Annotated in this window: 21 protein-coding genes; 15 read left to right on the top strand and 6 right to left on the bottom strand. The window is 41.1% G+C overall.

Features of this window, described 5'->3' with window-relative positions; all coding sequences use genetic code 11:
- Positions 1–69 precede the first annotated feature (69 nt).
- The 6 genes from LDM98_RS05310 (at position 70) to LDM98_RS05285 (ending at position 4,568) form a co-directional block, all read left to right on the top strand.
- Positions 70–573 carry a 3-isopropylmalate dehydratase small subunit gene (locus tag LDM98_RS05310; protein ID WP_223898301.1) on the top strand — a complete coding sequence of 168 codons (504 nt, stop codon included), beginning with the start codon at positions 70–72 and terminating at the stop codon, positions 571–573.
- Positions 574–577: 4 nt separating this feature from the next.
- Positions 578–1,648: a 3-isopropylmalate dehydrogenase gene (gene leuB, locus LDM98_RS05305; RefSeq protein ID WP_223898300.1), complete on the top strand. Its 1,071-nt coding sequence runs from the start codon at positions 578–580 to the stop codon at positions 1,646–1,648.
- Between the two features lie 73 nt (positions 1,649–1,721).
- Entirely contained in the window at positions 1,722–2,870 is a 1,149-nt protein-coding gene (locus tag LDM98_RS05300) for a CCA tRNA nucleotidyltransferase (protein ID WP_223898299.1), read from the top strand.
- A 36-nt stretch (positions 2,871–2,906) separates the two neighbouring features.
- Positions 2,907–3,743, top strand: coding sequence for a formyltetrahydrofolate deformylase (gene purU / locus LDM98_RS05295; RefSeq protein ID WP_223898298.1), 837 nt, complete (start codon positions 2,907–2,909; stop codon positions 3,741–3,743).
- Between the two features lie 185 nt (positions 3,744–3,928).
- Positions 3,929–4,420 carry a tRNA (cytidine(34)-2'-O)-methyltransferase gene (locus LDM98_RS05290; RefSeq protein ID WP_223898297.1) on the top strand — a complete coding sequence of 164 codons (492 nt, stop codon included), beginning with the start codon at positions 3,929–3,931 and terminating at the stop codon, positions 4,418–4,420.
- Between the two features lies 1 nt (position 4,421).
- A complete protein-coding gene (locus tag LDM98_RS05285) occupies positions 4,422–4,568 on the top strand; it encodes a hypothetical protein (RefSeq protein ID WP_223898296.1) in 147 nt (48 codons plus the stop codon).
- 61 nt (positions 4,569–4,629) lie between these two features.
- Here the strand turns inward: LDM98_RS05285 and LDM98_RS05280 are convergent, their stop codons facing one another.
- Positions 4,630–5,178: an HPP family protein gene (locus tag LDM98_RS05280; protein ID WP_223898295.1), complete on the bottom strand. Its 549-nt coding sequence runs from the start codon at positions 5,176–5,178 to the stop codon at positions 4,630–4,632.
- A 301-nt stretch (positions 5,179–5,479) separates the two neighbouring features.
- On the opposite strand from LDM98_RS05280, the gene glyS reads away from it, so the two are divergent.
- Entirely contained in the window at positions 5,480–7,528 is a 2,049-nt protein-coding gene (gene glyS, locus LDM98_RS05275; protein WP_223898294.1) for a glycine--tRNA ligase subunit beta, read from the top strand.
- Positions 7,529–7,533: 5 nt separating this feature from the next.
- Complete coding sequence (locus LDM98_RS05270; RefSeq protein ID WP_223898293.1) at positions 7,534–8,658, top strand: FAD-dependent oxidoreductase; 1,125 nt, start codon at positions 7,534–7,536, stop codon at positions 8,656–8,658.
- Here LDM98_RS05270 and LDM98_RS05265 read toward each other — a convergent pair.
- Positions 8,650–9,405 carry an arginyltransferase gene (locus LDM98_RS05265; protein WP_223898292.1) on the bottom strand — a complete coding sequence of 252 codons (756 nt, stop codon included), beginning with the start codon at positions 9,403–9,405 and terminating at the stop codon, positions 8,650–8,652. The genes LDM98_RS05270 and LDM98_RS05265 overlap by 9 nt on opposite strands.
- Before the next feature lie 50 nt (positions 9,406–9,455).
- On the opposite strand from LDM98_RS05265, the gene LDM98_RS05260 reads away from it, so the two are divergent.
- The 4 genes from LDM98_RS05260 to trpC are packed head-to-tail and all read left to right on the top strand — an operon-like array spanning position 9,456 to position 12,615.
- Positions 9,456–10,151 carry a tRNA1(Val) (adenine(37)-N6)-methyltransferase gene (locus LDM98_RS05260; protein ID WP_223898291.1) on the top strand — a complete coding sequence of 232 codons (696 nt, stop codon included), beginning with the start codon at positions 9,456–9,458 and terminating at the stop codon, positions 10,149–10,151.
- 2 nt (positions 10,152–10,153) lie between these two features.
- Entirely contained in the window at positions 10,154–10,528 is a 375-nt protein-coding gene (locus LDM98_RS05255) for a YkgJ family cysteine cluster protein (RefSeq protein WP_223898290.1), read from the top strand.
- 35 nt (positions 10,529–10,563) lie between these two features.
- Positions 10,564–11,763 (top strand): lipopolysaccharide assembly protein LapB, encoded by a 1,200-nt coding sequence (locus LDM98_RS05250; protein WP_223899067.1) that lies wholly within the window; start codon positions 10,564–10,566, stop codon positions 11,761–11,763.
- 57 nt (positions 11,764–11,820) lie between these two features.
- The gene (gene trpC / locus LDM98_RS05245) at positions 11,821–12,615 is read left to right on the top strand and encodes an indole-3-glycerol phosphate synthase TrpC (RefSeq protein ID WP_223898289.1); all 795 of its coding nucleotides are present in this window, start codon (positions 11,821–11,823) and stop codon (positions 12,613–12,615) included.
- 208 nt (positions 12,616–12,823) lie between these two features.
- Here the strand turns inward: trpC and LDM98_RS05240 are convergent, their stop codons facing one another.
- Positions 12,824–13,267 carry a GatB/YqeY domain-containing protein gene (locus LDM98_RS05240; RefSeq protein ID WP_223898288.1) on the bottom strand — a complete coding sequence of 148 codons (444 nt, stop codon included), beginning with the start codon at positions 13,265–13,267 and terminating at the stop codon, positions 12,824–12,826.
- Between the two features lie 48 nt (positions 13,268–13,315).
- On the opposite strand from LDM98_RS05240, the gene LDM98_RS05235 reads away from it, so the two are divergent.
- Positions 13,316–13,585: a phosphomannomutase gene (locus LDM98_RS05235; protein WP_223898287.1), complete on the top strand. Its 270-nt coding sequence runs from the start codon at positions 13,316–13,318 to the stop codon at positions 13,583–13,585.
- 1 nt (position 13,586) lies between these two features.
- Here the strand turns inward: LDM98_RS05235 and msrB are convergent, their stop codons facing one another.
- Positions 13,587–13,985 (bottom strand): peptide-methionine (R)-S-oxide reductase MsrB, encoded by a 399-nt coding sequence (gene msrB / locus LDM98_RS05230; protein ID WP_223898286.1) that lies wholly within the window; start codon positions 13,983–13,985, stop codon positions 13,587–13,589.
- Positions 13,986–14,078: 93 nt separating this feature from the next.
- Between msrB and LDM98_RS05225 the strand changes: the two genes are divergently transcribed.
- On the top strand, positions 14,079–14,723 hold the full coding sequence (locus tag LDM98_RS05225) for a tetratricopeptide repeat protein (RefSeq protein ID WP_223898285.1): 645 nt from the start codon (positions 14,079–14,081) through the stop codon (positions 14,721–14,723).
- The gene (locus tag LDM98_RS05220; RefSeq protein WP_223898284.1) at positions 14,716–14,940 is read left to right on the top strand and encodes a hypothetical protein; all 225 of its coding nucleotides are present in this window, start codon (positions 14,716–14,718) and stop codon (positions 14,938–14,940) included. Before LDM98_RS05225 ends, LDM98_RS05220 begins: the two co-directional genes overlap by 8 nt.
- Here the strand turns inward: LDM98_RS05220 and pdxA are convergent.
- Positions 14,937–15,866: a 4-hydroxythreonine-4-phosphate dehydrogenase gene (gene pdxA, locus LDM98_RS05215; protein ID WP_223898283.1), complete on the bottom strand. Its 930-nt coding sequence runs from the start codon at positions 15,864–15,866 to the stop codon at positions 14,937–14,939. The genes LDM98_RS05220 and pdxA overlap by 4 nt on opposite strands.
- Before the next feature lies 1 nt (position 15,867).
- A complete protein-coding gene (locus LDM98_RS05210; RefSeq protein WP_223898282.1) occupies positions 15,868–16,650 on the bottom strand; it encodes a pyridoxine 5'-phosphate synthase in 783 nt (260 codons plus the stop codon).
- Positions 16,651–16,734 lie beyond the last annotated feature (84 nt).

Genomic DNA, 16,734 nt, shown 5'->3' with positions numbered 1-16,734 from the left:
TTGGTGAGAGGAATTACAAAGAGACATCAGTCTGTTTTGTAAGGAGATAGTAGTAAAAAGGATAATACTTTGCAAGGTAAAGTTTGGAAATTTGGTGACAATATCGATACTGATTTGATCATCGCAGCAAGATATCTTAATACAAGTGAGCCATCGGAATTGGCAAAATATGTAATGGAAGATGCAGACCCTGAGTTTGTTTCGAAAATGAAAGAGGGCGACATTATCGTTGCCGGTGAGAACTTTGGTTGCGGTTCAAGCCGTGAGCATGCACCTATCGCATTAAAAGCAGCCGGTGTAAGTGCTGTGATCGCGCCTACATTTGCACGTATCTTTTACAGAAATGCATTTAATATGGGACTGCCTATTTTTGAACTCAAAGAGGCATCTGAGATCAATGAAGGTGATGTTGTGAGAATCGATATGGATGCGGGAGAAGTGATCAATGTCACACAGGCTAAAACCTATAAGTTCTCTCCGATTCCTGAATTCATGCAAGAGTTGGTAGATGCAGGCGGACTGATAGCATTTGCGAAAAAAGAGATTGAAAATAAAAAAGAAGCGAAGGCATAATCATATGGGTAAAAGTTATAAAATCGGTGTAATTAAAGGTGACGGGATCGGTCCTGAAATTATTGATGAAGCCATCAAAGTATTGGATGCGGTCTCTGTCACACAAGGGTTTAACCTGAAGTATGAAGAGATGCTGCTTGGCGGTGCCGCGATCGATGAAACGGGTGTTCCACTCCCTGAAGAGACGATCCAGGGTGTAAAGAAATGTGACGCTGTGCTATTCGGTGCGATAGGCGGACCGAAATGGGACACACTTGAGAGACATTTACGTCCTGAAACAGGGCTTTTGGGACTTCGTAAAGAGATGGGAACATTTGCAAACCTGAGACCGGCTATGGTCTATGATGAGCTGGTGAATGCATCCAGTCTTAAGCCTAAGATCATTAAAGGTGTAGATATCATGGTCGTACGTGAACTGACTGGTGGTATCTATTTCGGTCAGCCAAGAGAACTGAATAAAGACAATGCATTCAATACCATGATCTATACAAGAGAAGAGGTCAAACGTATCGCTATCGTGGCATTTGACATCGCTATGAAACGTAAAAAACGTATCTGTTCAGTAGATAAAGCCAATGTACTTGAAGTCAGCCAGTTCTGGAGAGAGATCGTAGAAGAGGTCTCTAAAGATTACCCGGAAGTGGAACTTTCTCATATGTATGTAGACAATGCAGCGATGCAGCTTATCCGTGATCCTAAGCAGTTTGATGTGATCTTGACGGGAAATATCTTTGGTGATATTCTTTCAGATGCTGCGAGTATGTTAAGCGGATCTATCGGACTTCTTCCTAGTGCCAGTACAGGTACAGGTGTAGGATTGTTTGAACCTATTCACGGTTCTGCACCGGATATCGCCGGACAGGGCATCGCCAATCCGTTGGCAACCATTTCATCTGCAAGTATGATGCTTCGTTATGCTTTAGGTGAAAATGAAGCCGCAGATAAAATAGACAATGCGATCAAAAAAGCATTGAGCGAAGGGTATCGTACAGGTGACATCGGTGATTATGATGCGAAAGAGATCTGTACGTGTAGTGAGATCGGTGATATTATCGCTGACTATGCATCCAAATAGGACTTAAACGCTGCTATCGAGCCGACTTTGAGAGTTGGCTCTTCTAACTTCCAATGATTTTAAAAGGGATACCATGCCCACTATCAAATCTTTTCCGAATTTTTTCTCTCAAACCGATCCCCATATACTTCAAAACATCAAAACAGTGACAGAGCATTTGACACAATATTATCATGCGAAATGTTACATTGTCGGTGGTGCTGTACGTGATCGTATGTTGGGAGATACGTGTAAAGATTATGACATCGAGTGTTTTGGGATCAGTATAGAGGATTTTGAAACTGCGATGGAGCATTTGGGTGCACAGGGGGTAGGAAAAAGTTTTTTTGTCTATAAGTACCATGATCTGGATATTTCCTTGCCCCGGACGGAACAAAAAGTGTCCAAAGGACATCGCGGTTTTGAAGTCTCTTTGGCCACAGAAGAGAAAGAAGCATCCAGAAGAAGGGATTTTACGATCAATGCATTGATGTATGACATTCAAAATGAACGTATACTTGACTTTTGGGACGGGTTGAAAGACCTTGAAGATAAAATACTGCGTGTTGTCGATAAAAGATCATTTGTAGAGGACAGTCTGCGTGTTCTGCGTGCCATGCAGTTTGCTGCACGTTTTGGGTTTAAAGTGGAAGAAGAGAGCTGTAGGCTTTGTCAGGGTATCTCTTTGGATGATCTGCCTAAGGAACGTCTTTTTAAAGAGTTTGAGAAAATGTTCATGGGAAGCTACTTGCACTATGGCCTTTATTATCTACTGGCTCTGGGTATAGGCAAACAGCTTTTTAACGAAGATATGGGAAAGAGATCCTTTATCGTATTAAGCAGGATACTGCAAAGGAGTCAAAAAAACTTTGTAGAAGCCCTAAGACCCTATTATTTTCTTTTTATCTGCAAATCATATTTCTCATTGGATATCACAGAAATCTTGGAAAGATTGGGCGCACCCGCCGTTTACTATAAAAAAGTGGCAGCACCACCATTGCCTACAGATGTTACCGTCTCTTTCATAGCACATCTTTCACTCAAAGAGGGCATCATAGAGTATGTAGGGAACTATCATAAAGACGTCATAGCTGTAGCAAAGAAACTGGATGTATGGGATAAACCTTTTGACAGAGGTGTCATCCCCGCTCAGTTGATGGCTGAAGGGTTTTCGGGTAAAGCTTTAGGTGATGAACTTCAGAGGCGGACTGAAGAGAAAATCATGAGTTTGAAAGAAAAATAGGTATAATTTTACAATTCAATAGCAACTAGGGTAAATATGGTAAAAAAAGCAAGAGTTTTAATTGACTGTGAAGATTCAAAAGGGTTAGTATATAAGATTTCCAAAGTATTCTATGACAGAGATTTAAATATCGATAATAACCGTGAATTTGTTGACAAAGAACAGGGACGTTTTTTTATGCGTACAGTTGTTTCAGGCATGTTTGATATTCAGGAGTTACTTGAAGAACTAAAAACGGTTGCACCTGAGGATGCACATATCAGGGTCGCGGAACCAAAAGACAAGAAAATCATTCTTATGGCTACCAAAGAGTCCCATGCCCTTGGTGATATTCTTGTACGTCATGCAAATGGTGAACTGGATGCACAGATTGAGTGTGTTATTGCCAACCATGATACGCTTGAGAACTTCGTACGCAGATTTGATATCCCGTTTTTTCATGTCCCGGCAGAGGGTATGAGCAGAGAAGAGCATGAAGAACATGTAATGAAACTGATAAGCGAATTTGACTTTGACTATATCGTGCTTGCAAAGTATATGCGTATACTTACATCTGAGTTTGTCAAGGCCTATCCGGAAAAGATCATTAATATTCACCACTCTTTCCTTCCTGCGTTCATAGGTGCCAATCCCTATAAGCAGGCGTTTGAAAGAGGTGTAAAGATCATAGGGGCTACAGCACACTTTGTAACGGATGACCTGGATGAAGGACCGATCATCGCGCAAGATGTGATCCCGGTCAATCATCGCCTTTCATGGAAAGATATGCAAAGAGCAGGACGTGATGTGGAAAAGATAGTACTTTCACGCGCTTTGGCACTGGTACTTCATGACAGAGTGTTTGTCAACGGTAATAAGACGGTAGTCTTTTAATAATAAATTGAAATTTTTGATACATTTCCTCATATTTGGACTGAGGTATTGTTTCTCCCTTCATTTTTTTAGAAAAAACGAAGCAAAAAAGCGTCGTGGCTCTCGAATCGCTTCGCTTTCAAGGGCGTTCGCCACGACAAGACACACGATGTGTGATTTAATGATAGAGAAAGGTAAGTTACTCCATGTTTAATATCGTTTTAGTTGAACCAAAAATTCCCCAAAACACGGGTACCATAGGCCGTCTATGTGTCAATCTCGGTGCGACACTGCATCTTATCAAACCACTCGGATTTGATATTGATGATAAAGCGGTAAAGCGTGCCGGACTTGATTATTGGAAACATCTTGATCTGGTAGTATGGGAGAGCTTTGAGGAATACCTTAAAGCACATCCTATCACCCAAAACAGTTATATGGCTACAACGAAAACGGATAATCTCTACTTTAACGCACCATTTAAAAAGGGTGATCACATTCTCTTTGGTTCTGAGACCAGAGGGATCAATGAACAAGTACTACTTGACAACCCGGAGCAGTGTATCACCATACCAATGGGTGGAAAAGGCAGAAGTTTGAACCTTGGTGTGAGTGTGGGTATCGTCATCTATGATGCACTCCGTCAAAACTATGAAGGGTTTGAAAAGATCACCATAGCCAATACGCTAGAGCAATAACATGCTGTTTGGAGATATCCTTTATATCATTGCTGTATTTTTATTTGTATTTATAACATTTGGCATCGTGAAAAATTATTATAAAAGTAAATTTGATGATGAAGGCAGACGTATAGATATGCAGGATGATGAGAGCGGGGAACACTGATCCCTCTTCACCTACCACAATGACAGACCTATTTGGTTAGCTGGAGCTATTGGTCAGCATTTTATACCCAGTAGACAGGATAATGCCTTTTGGGATCAATGGACATATTGTTGACAAATAAAGCTACCAGTAACATAAGAAAAGCACCGATCAATACCGGGCTTACTGCATACCAATATCCCAAATCCTGTATACTGTCCCCACCAATCACGGCGATCAAAGCGGTTGCACCTCCGGGAGGATGTAGGGTTCTTGTCAAATGCATCACCGCAACAGCCAATGATACGGCCAATGCACTGGCAAGAATCATATGTTCTTTACATAGTAAAGCTATCGTGACACCAACCAGTGCTGAAAATACATGTCCCCCGATCAAATTTCTTGGCTGTGAAAACTCTACCAAAGGAGCCCCGTAGATCAAAACTGCGGATGCCCCGAAAGAGCCTATCAAAAATAAAGAAGCTTTGTCATGGCTGTTCCATACTTCTCCTAAATACGCAATGGAGAGTATCCCTAAAAATGCCCCTATCCATGACCATATGATCTTTCTGATCGGTTTTCTTGGAGGACAATGCCCCTTTGTTTTCATACGTAAAAAGTAATGCTTCATACCATTTTCCCTCATATTAGAATGGGCAATCAAATAACCGATCACGGAGTTTCATTGCTTTTCTTTGCTGTGTTAACCTATCCGGGTTATTTATGTTTGCAGTATACAAAAAATGTGCGGCTATTTTTAAACGTATGACGATTTAAGATATTTTTATGAGGTTTTGTGTAAAAACCATACAATGAGGAGAGTGAGCTCAGATATTTTGACAGCTGGCAGGCAACACTATAGGTGCCCATCTCACTCTTAACGAATATTTAGGTAAAATAATAGCCATTATAATTTCACTAGGACCATCTAAATGACACAAGCATTACTTATCGAAATCGGTGTAGAAGAACTTCCGGCTATACCACTACTGAAAATTGTATCTGATATAGAGAAATCTTGGAAAAATATACTTGAAGAGTATAAGCTTTCTTGTGACTTTGAATTTATCTATACCCCCAGAAGACTTGTGCTAAAACATGCTGCGATGGCATTACGTCAGGCAGACAGTACACTAGAACTTATGGGGCCTCCTGTGCAAGCAGCGATCAAAGATGGTGAGCCTACGCAGGCAGCCCAGGGATTTGCCCGTAAATGTGGTGTGAGCTTTGATGCACTTGGTCGTGCAGAAAAGAACGGGAAAGAAGTACTCTATTTCAAAAAAGAGGAGAAAGGCGCCGAAACGGTTTCTCTTCTTCAAGAGATGTTGAGTCAATGGCTGGCTTCTATGTCCTTTGGAAAGATGATGCGTTGGGGATCAAGATCGGATGAATTCATCCGACCGCTTAGATGGCTGCAGGTAAGACTGGGTGAGAGCTCTGTACCGGTAGAACTTTTTGGTATAAAGTCAGACACGAAAACCTATGTACATCGTATGGTAACCTATGATGCAGTTGAGATCCCTACGATAGATTCCTATGAAAGTATACTGGACGAGTGTGCGGTGATGCTGCATCCTAAAGAGCGTGAAGCGAAGATCTTAGCTGAATTTGATGCTTTGGAGTCGACGCATAATATCATCATAGAGAGAGATAGAGCACTTTTGGCTGAAGTGGTAGCGATCACAGAGAACCCTAAAGCACTTGTAGGGACCTTTGATGAACTTTTCCTGGAACTCCCACCTGAAGTGATCATTACCTCTATGAAAGAGCACCAGCGTTATTTCCCTGTATTTGAACATGGGAAAATAGCAAACAAGTTCGTGGTGGTTTCCAATGCCTATACAGATGATTATAGTAAAGTAATCGCAGGAAATGAACGTGTACTGAAACCGCGTTTGGCTGATGGACTCTTCTTCTACAAAAATGACCTTAAAAACGGCCTGAGTACGGATGGCCTTGAGAAGGTACAGTTCATTGATGGCCTGGGGACACTCGCAGATAAGATCAAAAGGGAAAATAATATCGCGATCAGACTGCTTGCCCTCTACATGGATAGAGTAGAATCAGACACTGAGAAAAGTTCTACTGTACTTGAAAAAGCCATGGACAGAGCAGTCAACCTTGCAAAAGCGGATCTTATGAGTGAGATGGTGTACGAGTTTACAGAACTGCAGGGGCTCATGGGGTATTATTATGCCAAGGCACTGGGTGAAGAAGAGTTGGTATATCATGCCATCAAAGAGCAGTATATGCCGGTGGGTGAGGGTGCGGAACTTCCAAGTTCTGTATTCTCCTCCATTGTAGCGATGAGTGTTAAACTCGATACACTCTTTGGACTCTTCAGTGTAGGAAAGATACCTACAGGTTCCAAAGATCCTTTCGCCCTGCGTCGTGCGGTCAACGGTATTGTAAGAATTGTGACAGCGTATGATCTGACATTCAACATAGATGATATCATCGCGTTGCTCAAAGGCAATTATGATGACTTTGATACGGATCTTTTAAGTGAATTCATGATAGAACGTATCAACAAGTCACTCGATGCCAATCCGTCGGTCATCGCTTCAGTACTTGCATCAGGGGAAAGAGATATCAATGAGATCGCTAAAAAAGTGGCTGCACTCAATGAGATCGTAAGCAGTGATGCATTTAAAGAACAATTCACTACCTTTAAACGTGTGGCGAATATCTCTAAAGAGATAGACCTTGAGTCGAGTATGGAGATAGATATCACATTATTTAAAGAAGATGCGGAAGTCACACTCTATAATGCGTATGAAAAAGTGATCAACGCTACCTACAGTGACTATAAGGAAGAACTCGAAGCACTTTTTGGGCTCAAACGTGAACTTGACGGATATTTTGATGATGTCCTGGTAAACACTGAAGATGAAGCGTTGCAGCAAAATAGACTCCATACGATAGGCTCTATCTATAAAACGTTTAGAAATATTGCGGATATCAAAGAGATATCGGTTTAGATAGTATGTCCAAAACCTATGATACTATCATCATCGGTGCAGGTATCGCAGGCGCATCTACAGCCTATGCATTGACACAAAAAGGCCAAAAAGTACTTGTTCTTGACAAAAGAGGTATCGCCTTAGGAGGTTCCGGAGCAGCAGGTGCTTTTGTCTCTCCCAAGATAGGCAAAGGGTCGGCTCTTCAAACACTTACGAATAAAGCGTTCTCGTTTGCCAAAGATTTTTATCTCACGACCTGTCCTTTATTTTTCCATCAAACCGGTGTGATACGCATCCCCAAAGATGAAGCGGATGCACAAAAATTTTCCGAGTATGCACCTTTTAATGAAACCAGGTATGAAAACTACACCTCTGAGCAACTTCAAGCACAAGGTATAGGTGTTGGGTTTGACAGTTTTTTCTTTCCTGAAGCAGGGGTTTGTGATGCAAAAGAGATGTGCGAAGATTTGCTCTCAGAGATAGATGTTTTGGTGTATGAGGTAACAGAGATCATACAAGAAGATGGGTTGTGGTGTGTAGGTGACTACAGCGCTAAGCATCTTGTATTGGCGACGGGTTATGAGAGTGAACTGGTTGACTTGCGTTATATGGGTATCAAAGGTACATGGGGGACTAGAGGAGACTTCACTTCCACACTTTCTTTAGAGGTCAGTATGCATCAATCTATGTCTGTGGGTGCCAACATAGATGGCATCATCAAACTGGGTGCGACACATGAAAAAGAGGTAAAAGAACCTGTACCTTGCCAGGAAGGACAAGCCTTACTTCTCAAAGAAAAAGCTTCTTCTCTCATCGATACTTCAGACCTGGAACTCAAAGAAGTATTTTGCGGTATGAGAGCAGGGTCTAAAGACTACTTTCCTTTGGTAGGGAAGGTAATAGATGTGCCTTTTATGTTGGAAACATATCCTGCTGTGATACGTGGTGCCAAACCTGAGATGAAGTATATAGATAACTTATTTGTGTGTAATGGTCTAGGGGGGAGAGGATTTGTCTTCGCACCGCTTATGGCAAAGATATTGACTGAATGTATCGTTGAAGAGAAAGAGGTAGATCCCAGAGTAGATCCTGACAGACTTTTTTTAAAATGGTGCCGTAAGAGTCCGGAGCTGGACGCTTTACGCTAGATCCCACTTTTCCCAATCAGGTTCTTCTGTAACATGAGGAAAACTATCCAATATCTCCTGGGGTTGAAACTTCGGTTTGTAGGCAAACGCTTTACACCCTTCTACCCAGTACCCTAAGTAGATCCAAGGCAATTCAAGTATATGGGCCAACTGTATCTGATAGAGCAGTGAATAGGTACCCAGTGAGAGTCTGGCATAATCAGGGTCATAGTAGAAGTATATGGAGCTGATACCGTCATCGAGTATATCGATGAGGTCAACACCGATGAGTTTACCATCCCTGATATAGAGTACCTCTTTCCCATACTCATGTGACCCATCTACAAAGTTTTCATGGTATTCCCGGTGTGAAATATTGCGGTGCTGCCATTGGTCTTTTTCATGCTTGAAAGAGTGGTATTTGTTGTAGAGATGAATATGTGCATCGGTAAGACTGGGTTTTTGTACAATGATCTGCGTATCGGCATTCCGTTTGATGGCTTTTTTTTGTGATTTGGTATAGTGATAGTTGTTGACATCGATACGTATACTTTTACACTCATTACACCCGTTACAGATAGGATGGAAGAAGTATTTTCCAAAACGTCTCCATCCTCTGGCGATCACTGCTGTGGCAAATTTCTTACTCGCATGAGAGACATACTTATAGTTCATACGTACCTTATTTCCGGGGATGTATGCACAATCGTAGTCCAGCATGGAAAAATCTGTTGATGGCGGGTTGAGTAGGTCTAGTTCTTCATTCATAATCGCGATTATACTGAAAATATAGTAAAATTCATAAAAAAAGGCATCATTTGTTTCTCTATCAACCTACAAGCGGCTACTGTTATAACAGTGATTCCATTTTCTTGTATGACTTTATCTCTTCGTTTAAGCCTAAAGGCAGACTCTTGGATGTAGGCTGTGGTGTAGGGATCATCTCACTTTTATTGACCAGGGATTTTAACATTCAGACCAGCATTATAGACAAACAGGAAAAGATGCTAGAGTATGCAAAACATAATTATGCACTCAATAATCTGGAAGCGCAAAGTCATCTGGGGGATTTTACAGAGTGGATGACGGATGAGAAGTTCGACTATATCATCTCAAACCCGCCTTTTTATGACTCAAATGTGCAACAAAGTGACAATACGCATTTGAACATTGCACGGTATGCACACCATTTGCCTATAGATGCTTTCATCGCCAAGGTAAAAAAACTTTTGAAGCCCAGAGGGTATTTTATCTTCTGTTATGATGCCAAGCAGGTGGATCTGTTATTACATCATTTAACTTCCTATGGTATAACTGTCGAAACGATGCAGTTTGTACATTCTAAAATAGACAGAGAATCCAAACTGGTGATGATCGCAGCGCGTCTGGGATCTAAATCGATGACAAAGATACTGCCTCCATTTGTGGTCTTTGATGAAAAGAGTGTTTATAGAGAAAAGGCAGCAAAAGCATTTGAACGTGCCAATACAAACAGTATAAAAGGTGATTTTTGATCATGGAATTCATGACACACGAACAGTATAATTTTAAATTCAACCCCAATGCATGTGAAGCATGTGGAGGGCACTGTTGTACGGGAGAGAGCGGCTATATCTGGGCTAAATACAGCGAGATAGAGAAAATGGCAGCGTTCGTTAACCTTAGTGTAGAAGATTTTGCTACAATGTATTTAAGAAAAGTGAAGCATCGCTACTCTTTGATAGAAAAAAAATTGGCAGAAGACAACTATGCCTGTATATTTTTTGATGCGTCGCTAAAGCGTTGTTCCATTTACCCTGTACGGCCTTTACAATGCCGTACTTTCCCATTTTGGGAACAGTTTAAAAATGATGAAGAAGAGGTACGCAAAGAGTGTCCTGGTATCGTATAGCTTTTAGCTTATTGACAGTATTGATCTTGAGCACTGTGATGGGCTCTGCCAAAGAAATCATGAAGATCAGTGAAGATGAACTCATCATGAGAGGACTTTTATATGATGAATATAAAGCCTATGAAAACAGTTATCAGGTCTATAAGAAACTCTATGATGATACCGGTGCAGAGATCTATCTCTTTAAAGAAGCCACTGCCGCATTGATGAGCAGAAATCACATCCTGGAAAGTATCACACGTTTAAAAAGATGGGATAAGGTCAATCCGAACAGAATCGAAGTAAGACGTCTTCTCATTCCTCTGTATCTCACGGCAAGACAAGTGAAAAATGCAACCATAGAAGCAGAAAACCTGCTTGAACAGTCAAAAGAACCTATGGATCTGGATCTGGCATCCAATTCATTTTTATATGCCGGAAAATTTAAAAGAGCATTAGACCTTTTAAGCAGGGTTTATGAAACGGTACCTAGAGAAGAGATATTGCTACGGATGGCTGATATTATGGATGAGTTCACAGGTGAACGTAAAAGGGCGATACAGCTACTTGAAACACATCGCCGTATGAATATCGTGAGTCATGATGTCTACGTGAAATTGCTTTCGCTTTATCAAAAAGAAAAAGATATCAACGGTATATTAGAGACCTATAAAGCATTGTATCAACAGGACAATGACCAAGAGTATCTGACAAAGATCATAGATGCCTATATATACAAAAGAGATCTTGACGGTGCGATTGCTTTTTTGGAAGCAGATCAAAGTAGAAATGACATACTCTATGAACTCTATAAAACAAAAAAATATTTTTCCAAAGCATTGACCCTTGTAGATAAACTGTATGAGGAAGATAAAAATTCAAAGTGGATCGCAGAGAAGGGTGTACTTATTTTTGAGAACTCAGAAGATAAAAATGATAAAAAAATGATACAGGATGTGATCTCTCAGTTTGAAAAAGCGATTGCATTGGGGAATGATGACAGTATCTACCTCAATTATTATGGCTATACACTGATAGACAAAGAGGTCAATGTCAAAAAGGGTATCGATGTGATAGAGAATGCATTGATCCAGCAGCCTGACAACATGTATTATCTAGACTCTTTGGCATGGGGATACTATAAACAGCGCAAGTGTGATAAAGCCTATAAACTGATGAAAAGAGTCGTCGATGAAGAGGGACTGGAAGAACCTGAGATCATAGAACACTGGGATGCTATCAGACAGTGTAAATAATTTCGGGCTTCTTTTAGATATAATACGCGAAATTTATAGAAATATGGAAAGTGATATATGGCTCAGATATTAGATGAAATCATTAAAAAAACAAAATCAGATCTAGAAAAAAGAAAAGTAGAGTACCCAGAAGAGTGGTTAGGACGTTCTCTTGCTTTTAACCCATTTATCCCTAAAGATGTGAAAAGTGCTTTACGCGCTACGGAGGAAAACCCTTACCGTATCATTGCGGAAGTCAAAAAAGCGAGCCCCAGTAAAGGGATCATTCGTGAAGACTTTGATCCGGTTGAGATAGCACAAGCCTATGAAAAGGGTGGAGCAGATTCACTCTCTATACTGACCGAACCACACTTTTTCAAAGGGGACAAAGAGTATCTCGGAATGGTACGCCGTTATGTCAATCTCCCGTTGCTCAGAAAAGATTTCATTGTGGATAAATACCAGGTCCTTGAAGCGTTGGCATTTGGTGCGGATTATATCTTGCTTATCGCAATGGCACTCAGCCGTAAAGAGCTCAAAGAGTTGCATGACTATGCGCGTCATTTAGGTCTGGATGTATTGGTGGAAGTGCATAACAAAACGGACCTTGTGAAGGCGATCTTCGCTGGAGCAGATATCATCGGTATTAACCATCGTAACCTTGAAACATTTGAGATGGACATGCGCTTGAGTGAAAAGCTGATACCGCTCATCCCCAATGGTAAGATCATTGTGGCTGAGTCCGGGATCAATGACCATGAGACAGTGGTAGAACTTTCCAAAATAGGAGCAGATGCATTTTTGGTCGGTGAGCATTTTATGAGACAGGATGATATTACTGCGGCTATTAAAGCCTTGAAGTATGGGAATTGATTTATTATATTAATTTTTCCCTAATTGCCTATATACTTTAGATTGGGGCGTTGTTTCTCTTTTGATTTTTTTCTCAAAGAGAGTGATGACTTTGTCACCGCTTCGCTTCACAAGAGAAAAAACGAAGTAAAAAAGCGTCGACCTTCTCGAATCGCCTCGCTTACAAGGGCGTTCAGGTCGACATTATTTTATATATAAAAGCGTTTTATTAACTAAGTAGTTTTTTGACCATTTGGTTAATGCGTCCGCCGTCTGCTCGGCTTCCTATGGCAGCTTTGGCACCACCCATGACTTTACCCATATCTTTCATACTTTCGGCGCCCACAGATGCAATGACCTCTTTCAGTACAGATTCCAACTCCGCATCGTCCATCGGCTCCGGAAGGTAGGATTTGACTATGGCTATCTCTGCATCTTCTTTTTCGACAAGGTCATTTCTCCCAGCCTCTGCAAATTGTGCTTTGGCATCTTCTCTTTGTTTTAAATATTTCATCAATACAGCTTCCACATCACTGTCTGTTACGTCTCTGCGTTCGTCTACTTCTATCTGCTTGATAGATGCTTGAATATTTCTAAGTGTATCTCTTTTGATGGTCTCTTTTGCACGCATGGCTTCTTTAATATCATTTTTTATCTGTTCTTTTAAACTCATCTTTTGGGCTCCATTCTAGATTTAAAGTGATTATACTATAATCCCTCTATGATAATCACAATAGAAGATAAACAATTTGACACTGCAAAGATCACACAGCTCTATCCAGCCGCGGTAGTCAAGACAGGATATGAAGATGAAACCACGCAGGTCAGTCTTGAATGGTTAGATATTGAGTCCAAAGGCAAGGTCGAAGTCGTGGGGTTTGGTATTTTTGTCAATCTTGGAGAAGAGGAAAAATACTCTTTTGTTTTTGATACAAAGGAAGAGATGGATGAAGCTGCCGGGCGTATCGCCGCACAGCTACAGTCATCATAGCTTATTCCTTTTCTTTAAAATCCAAAGATGCTGAATTGATACAGTATCTCTTATAGGTAGGGGCCGGACCATCAGGGAATACATGTCCCAAATGGCAACCGCATGCACCACAACGTACTTCTACACGGACCATACCGTGGCTGCTATCTTCGATCTCTTCTATATCGTCTTCATTGATGGGTTGAAAGTAGCTTGGCCAGCCTGTGCCTGAATCAAATTTTGCTTCTGAAGAGAAGAGTGGTGTACCACAGCATTTGCAGCTGTAAATCCCCTCTTTTTTTGAGTCCCAGAACTCATTTTGAAACGGTGCTTCCGTGCCGTGGTTCAAGCATACATTATATTCCAGCGGTGTTAACTTTTTTTGTAATTTCTCTTTATCTAATGTGATTTTATAAGACATAATGATCCTTTGGTTCTTTTTTATCATGATAGCAGTTTTTCTTTGGATTTAAGTTAGTTTATCTTATCATTCGATAACTATATTGGAGAAGCTATGACAACATTTCAACTATTACTTCTTATTATTGCAGGAGGAGTATTTTATCTTTTTTTTAAACAACTTTTTTCAGGAAATCACCCTAAAAGAGGTGTGGATTTCGAAGCGAAAGTAGGAGATGATCAAATAGGGGGTATTAACCGTCCCGATAAAACATTTTCTACACCAGAAGTAGAGCCTACACGGATGGAACAACTGTTACAAATGACAGATGATGCAGTGGAAAAAGAAGATTTCGAAGAAGCAAAAAAAGCATTGGGATCGGCATTTATCATTGACGAGAAGAATCCTGAAGTACTTCAAAAAATGGGTTATGTCTGTATGCAGACAGGTGAATATGAAGAAGCGAAAGAGAGTTTTGAAAAACTTTTATTGCTCGATGAGTCTGATGACATGGCCCATGTGTCACTTGCCAACGTCTTACATAAACTTGGAGAGGATGAGGGTGCGGAAAAGCACCATGAACGTGCCATTGAGTTGGATCCTGAATACGCACCGCATCACTTCAACTATGCGAATACTTTATATGACCAGGGACGAAAAAAAGAAGCACTGGTAGGGTATACGAAAGCCTACGCATTAGATGATACATTGGAAGAAGCAAAAAAAATGATCAAAGAATTAGGGAGTGATAATGAGTAGTCCATGTTTTGTAACACAAGAAGCAACAAAAGAGATACTTTTACGGGTAACCAATGTATGTGCGGAGTGTTATGATGATATTAAAGAAGGTGATACGATCCATTACGATATGCAAAATTACCGCTACTTATGTAAATCCTGTCAAGAAAGACTTTGTGCACAGATGAATGAGAACTGTGAAGTGGTTGAGGATGAAACACCAACGCTTTTTTGTTAACGTATGGTGTGATCCACAATATATTTTACTGCGTTCAAGTAACTTAGACTACTTATTTTAACACCTTTATAGGCGATGTCAAATGCCGTGCCGTGGTCTACGGAAGTTCTTAGTATCGGCAGGTTCAATGATACATTGATCCCTTCATCAAAGTACAAGGCTTTGAGAGGGGCCAGGCCCTGGTCATGGTACATGGCAATGTAGTGTGTATAGTTCGCACGTACTCTGGGGGTAAAGGCGACATCCGGTACAAGCGGAGCACTGAATATTTTAGTGCCTATTTCTCTGTGGGCATTCTCTATCGCTTTTTGTATGATACGTTCTTCATCCCCCAGCACCCCATCATCTCCGGCATGTGGGTTCAGACCTAGCACACCTACCTGTGTACTAGGTTTGGCTGTCTGGTAAAAGTCTATGAGAAATCTTGTTAACGCTTTTTCATTGATGCTTCCGGCTACCTCTCTAAGCGGTATATGTTCGGTGAAAAGAGCGACATACATCTGAGGTGAACCTAACATCATAATGGCTTCGGCATCGAAAAAATCTCTCAGGGCATCGGTATGGCCTTTATAGGCTACGCCCGCCAATTCCCATGCTTTTTTATGTATGGGCAGTGTAGTGATGGCATCGACCTTTTTGTTGCGTGCAAGTGCAACTGCCCTGACAAATGAAGCATAAGCATAGGCACCGCTCTCTTTACGGACTACTCCTGGTTCTATCTCAAAGTATCCTTCAAGATCTTCCACCGTTTGAAAATTAGAAGGTATGGTGAGGTTTAATTTATGGGCTGCTTGTTCCAGCATGTTTCTGTCTATGCAGTAAACAGCCTCTATCTCTTGAGAAATGATGTCATGGTTCTCAAGGGCAAGCTGTATACCTATACCGTTTAGATCACCGACGGATATGGCTACTTTTTTTCTTGACATGTTATCTTATTAGCATAGATTTCATATCTATGATAGCTTGCTCAAGCCCGGTATACACAGAACGCGCGATAATACTTTGGCCGATGTTCAGCTCTTCTATTGTCTCTATTTCGGCGATCTCTTTGACATTTTGCATATTAAGGCCATGTCCCGCTGCCACACGTAATCCAAGCTCCATTGCATCACAGGAGAGCAGACGCAGGTTGCAGAGTTCATCTTTGAGCATCTTTTTGAGTACCTTTCGCGGAAGTTCAAGTTCAGGGATAGTGTGGTGTGTTTTGGAGAGGTTCGTGTAGAGCATCGCATAGATGTTGGCATATTTTCCCGTATGAAACTCTATCCACTCTACATCCAGTTCAAGTGATGCATTGACGGCATCCAGGGTAGGGTCTATAAAAAGGGATACTTCTATCTCTTCTTTGTGCAGTCTTTGGATAGCCTCTTTGAGTTTCGGTTGTTCGCCAGTTACTGCGAGACCGCCTTCCGTAGTGACCTCTTCACGCTTTTCAGGTACAAGCGTGACACGATGCGGTTTTAGCTCACAAGCGATATCTATCATTTCAGAAGAGATGGCACATTCGAGGTTCACGGGTAAAGAAGAAAGCTCTATAATATTTTTGGCATCCATATCCTGCATATGACGCCGGTCTTCACGAAGATGGATCGTGATCTGGTCTGCTCCTGCACGTTTACAGATGCTCAGTGCATCGATCGGATCAGGGTCTGTTACTTTTCTTGCTTCCCTCAGTACGGCAATATGGTCTATGTTTACGCCCAATAACATGGTTGATTTCCTTGAATAATATGAGTTTGATTATAGCAAAAGTTTTTAAGATAGGATTTGTATAATCACCCTAATTACACGCTT

Source organism: Sulfurovum sp. TSL1 (genome assembly GCF_019972135.1).
Lineage (GTDB): Bacteria > Campylobacterota > Campylobacteria > Campylobacterales > Sulfurovaceae > Sulfurovum.
Note: the sequence above shows the minus strand (reverse complement) of the source record. Positions and strands in the feature narration are given on the sequence as shown.

Excerpts from the sequence above, each read along its gene's own strand:
- leuB (WP_223898300.1), top strand. The coding sequence starts at position 578 with ATGGGTAAAAGTTATAAAATCGGTGTAATTAAAGGTGACGGGATCGGT.
- LDM98_RS05300 (WP_223898299.1), top strand. The coding sequence starts at position 1,722 with ATGCCCACTATCAAATCTTTTCCGAATTTTTTCTCTCAAACCGATCCC.
- purU (WP_223898298.1), top strand. The coding sequence starts at position 2,907 with ATGGTAAAAAAAGCAAGAGTTTTAATTGACTGTGAAGATTCAAAAGGG.
- LDM98_RS05290 (WP_223898297.1), top strand. The coding sequence starts at position 3,929 with ATGTTTAATATCGTTTTAGTTGAACCAAAAATTCCCCAAAACACGGGT.
- LDM98_RS05285 (WP_223898296.1), top strand. The coding sequence starts at position 4,422 with ATGCTGTTTGGAGATATCCTTTATATCATTGCTGTATTTTTATTTGTA.
- LDM98_RS05280 (WP_223898295.1), bottom strand. The coding sequence starts at position 5,178 with ATGAAGCATTACTTTTTACGTATGAAAACAAAGGGGCATTGTCCTCCA.
- glyS (WP_223898294.1), top strand. The coding sequence starts at position 5,480 with ATGACACAAGCATTACTTATCGAAATCGGTGTAGAAGAACTTCCGGCT.
- LDM98_RS05270 (WP_223898293.1), top strand. The coding sequence starts at position 7,534 with ATGTCCAAAACCTATGATACTATCATCATCGGTGCAGGTATCGCAGGC.
- LDM98_RS05265 (WP_223898292.1), bottom strand. The coding sequence starts at position 9,405 with ATGAATGAAGAACTAGACCTACTCAACCCGCCATCAACAGATTTTTCC.
- LDM98_RS05255 (WP_223898290.1), top strand. The coding sequence starts at position 10,154 with ATGGAATTCATGACACACGAACAGTATAATTTTAAATTCAACCCCAAT.
- trpC (WP_223898289.1), top strand. The coding sequence starts at position 11,821 with ATGGCTCAGATATTAGATGAAATCATTAAAAAAACAAAATCAGATCTA.
- LDM98_RS05240 (WP_223898288.1), bottom strand. The coding sequence starts at position 13,267 with ATGAGTTTAAAAGAACAGATAAAAAATGATATTAAAGAAGCCATGCGT.
- LDM98_RS05235 (WP_223898287.1), top strand. The coding sequence starts at position 13,316 with ATGATAATCACAATAGAAGATAAACAATTTGACACTGCAAAGATCACA.
- msrB (WP_223898286.1), bottom strand. The coding sequence starts at position 13,985 with ATGTCTTATAAAATCACATTAGATAAAGAGAAATTACAAAAAAAGTTA.
- LDM98_RS05225 (WP_223898285.1), top strand. The coding sequence starts at position 14,079 with ATGACAACATTTCAACTATTACTTCTTATTATTGCAGGAGGAGTATTT.
- LDM98_RS05220 (WP_223898284.1), top strand. The coding sequence starts at position 14,716 with ATGAGTAGTCCATGTTTTGTAACACAAGAAGCAACAAAAGAGATACTT.
- pdxA (WP_223898283.1), bottom strand. The coding sequence starts at position 15,866 with ATGTCAAGAAAAAAAGTAGCCATATCCGTCGGTGATCTAAACGGTATA.
- LDM98_RS05210 (WP_223898282.1), bottom strand. The coding sequence starts at position 16,650 with ATGTTATTGGGCGTAAACATAGACCATATTGCCGTACTGAGGGAAGCA.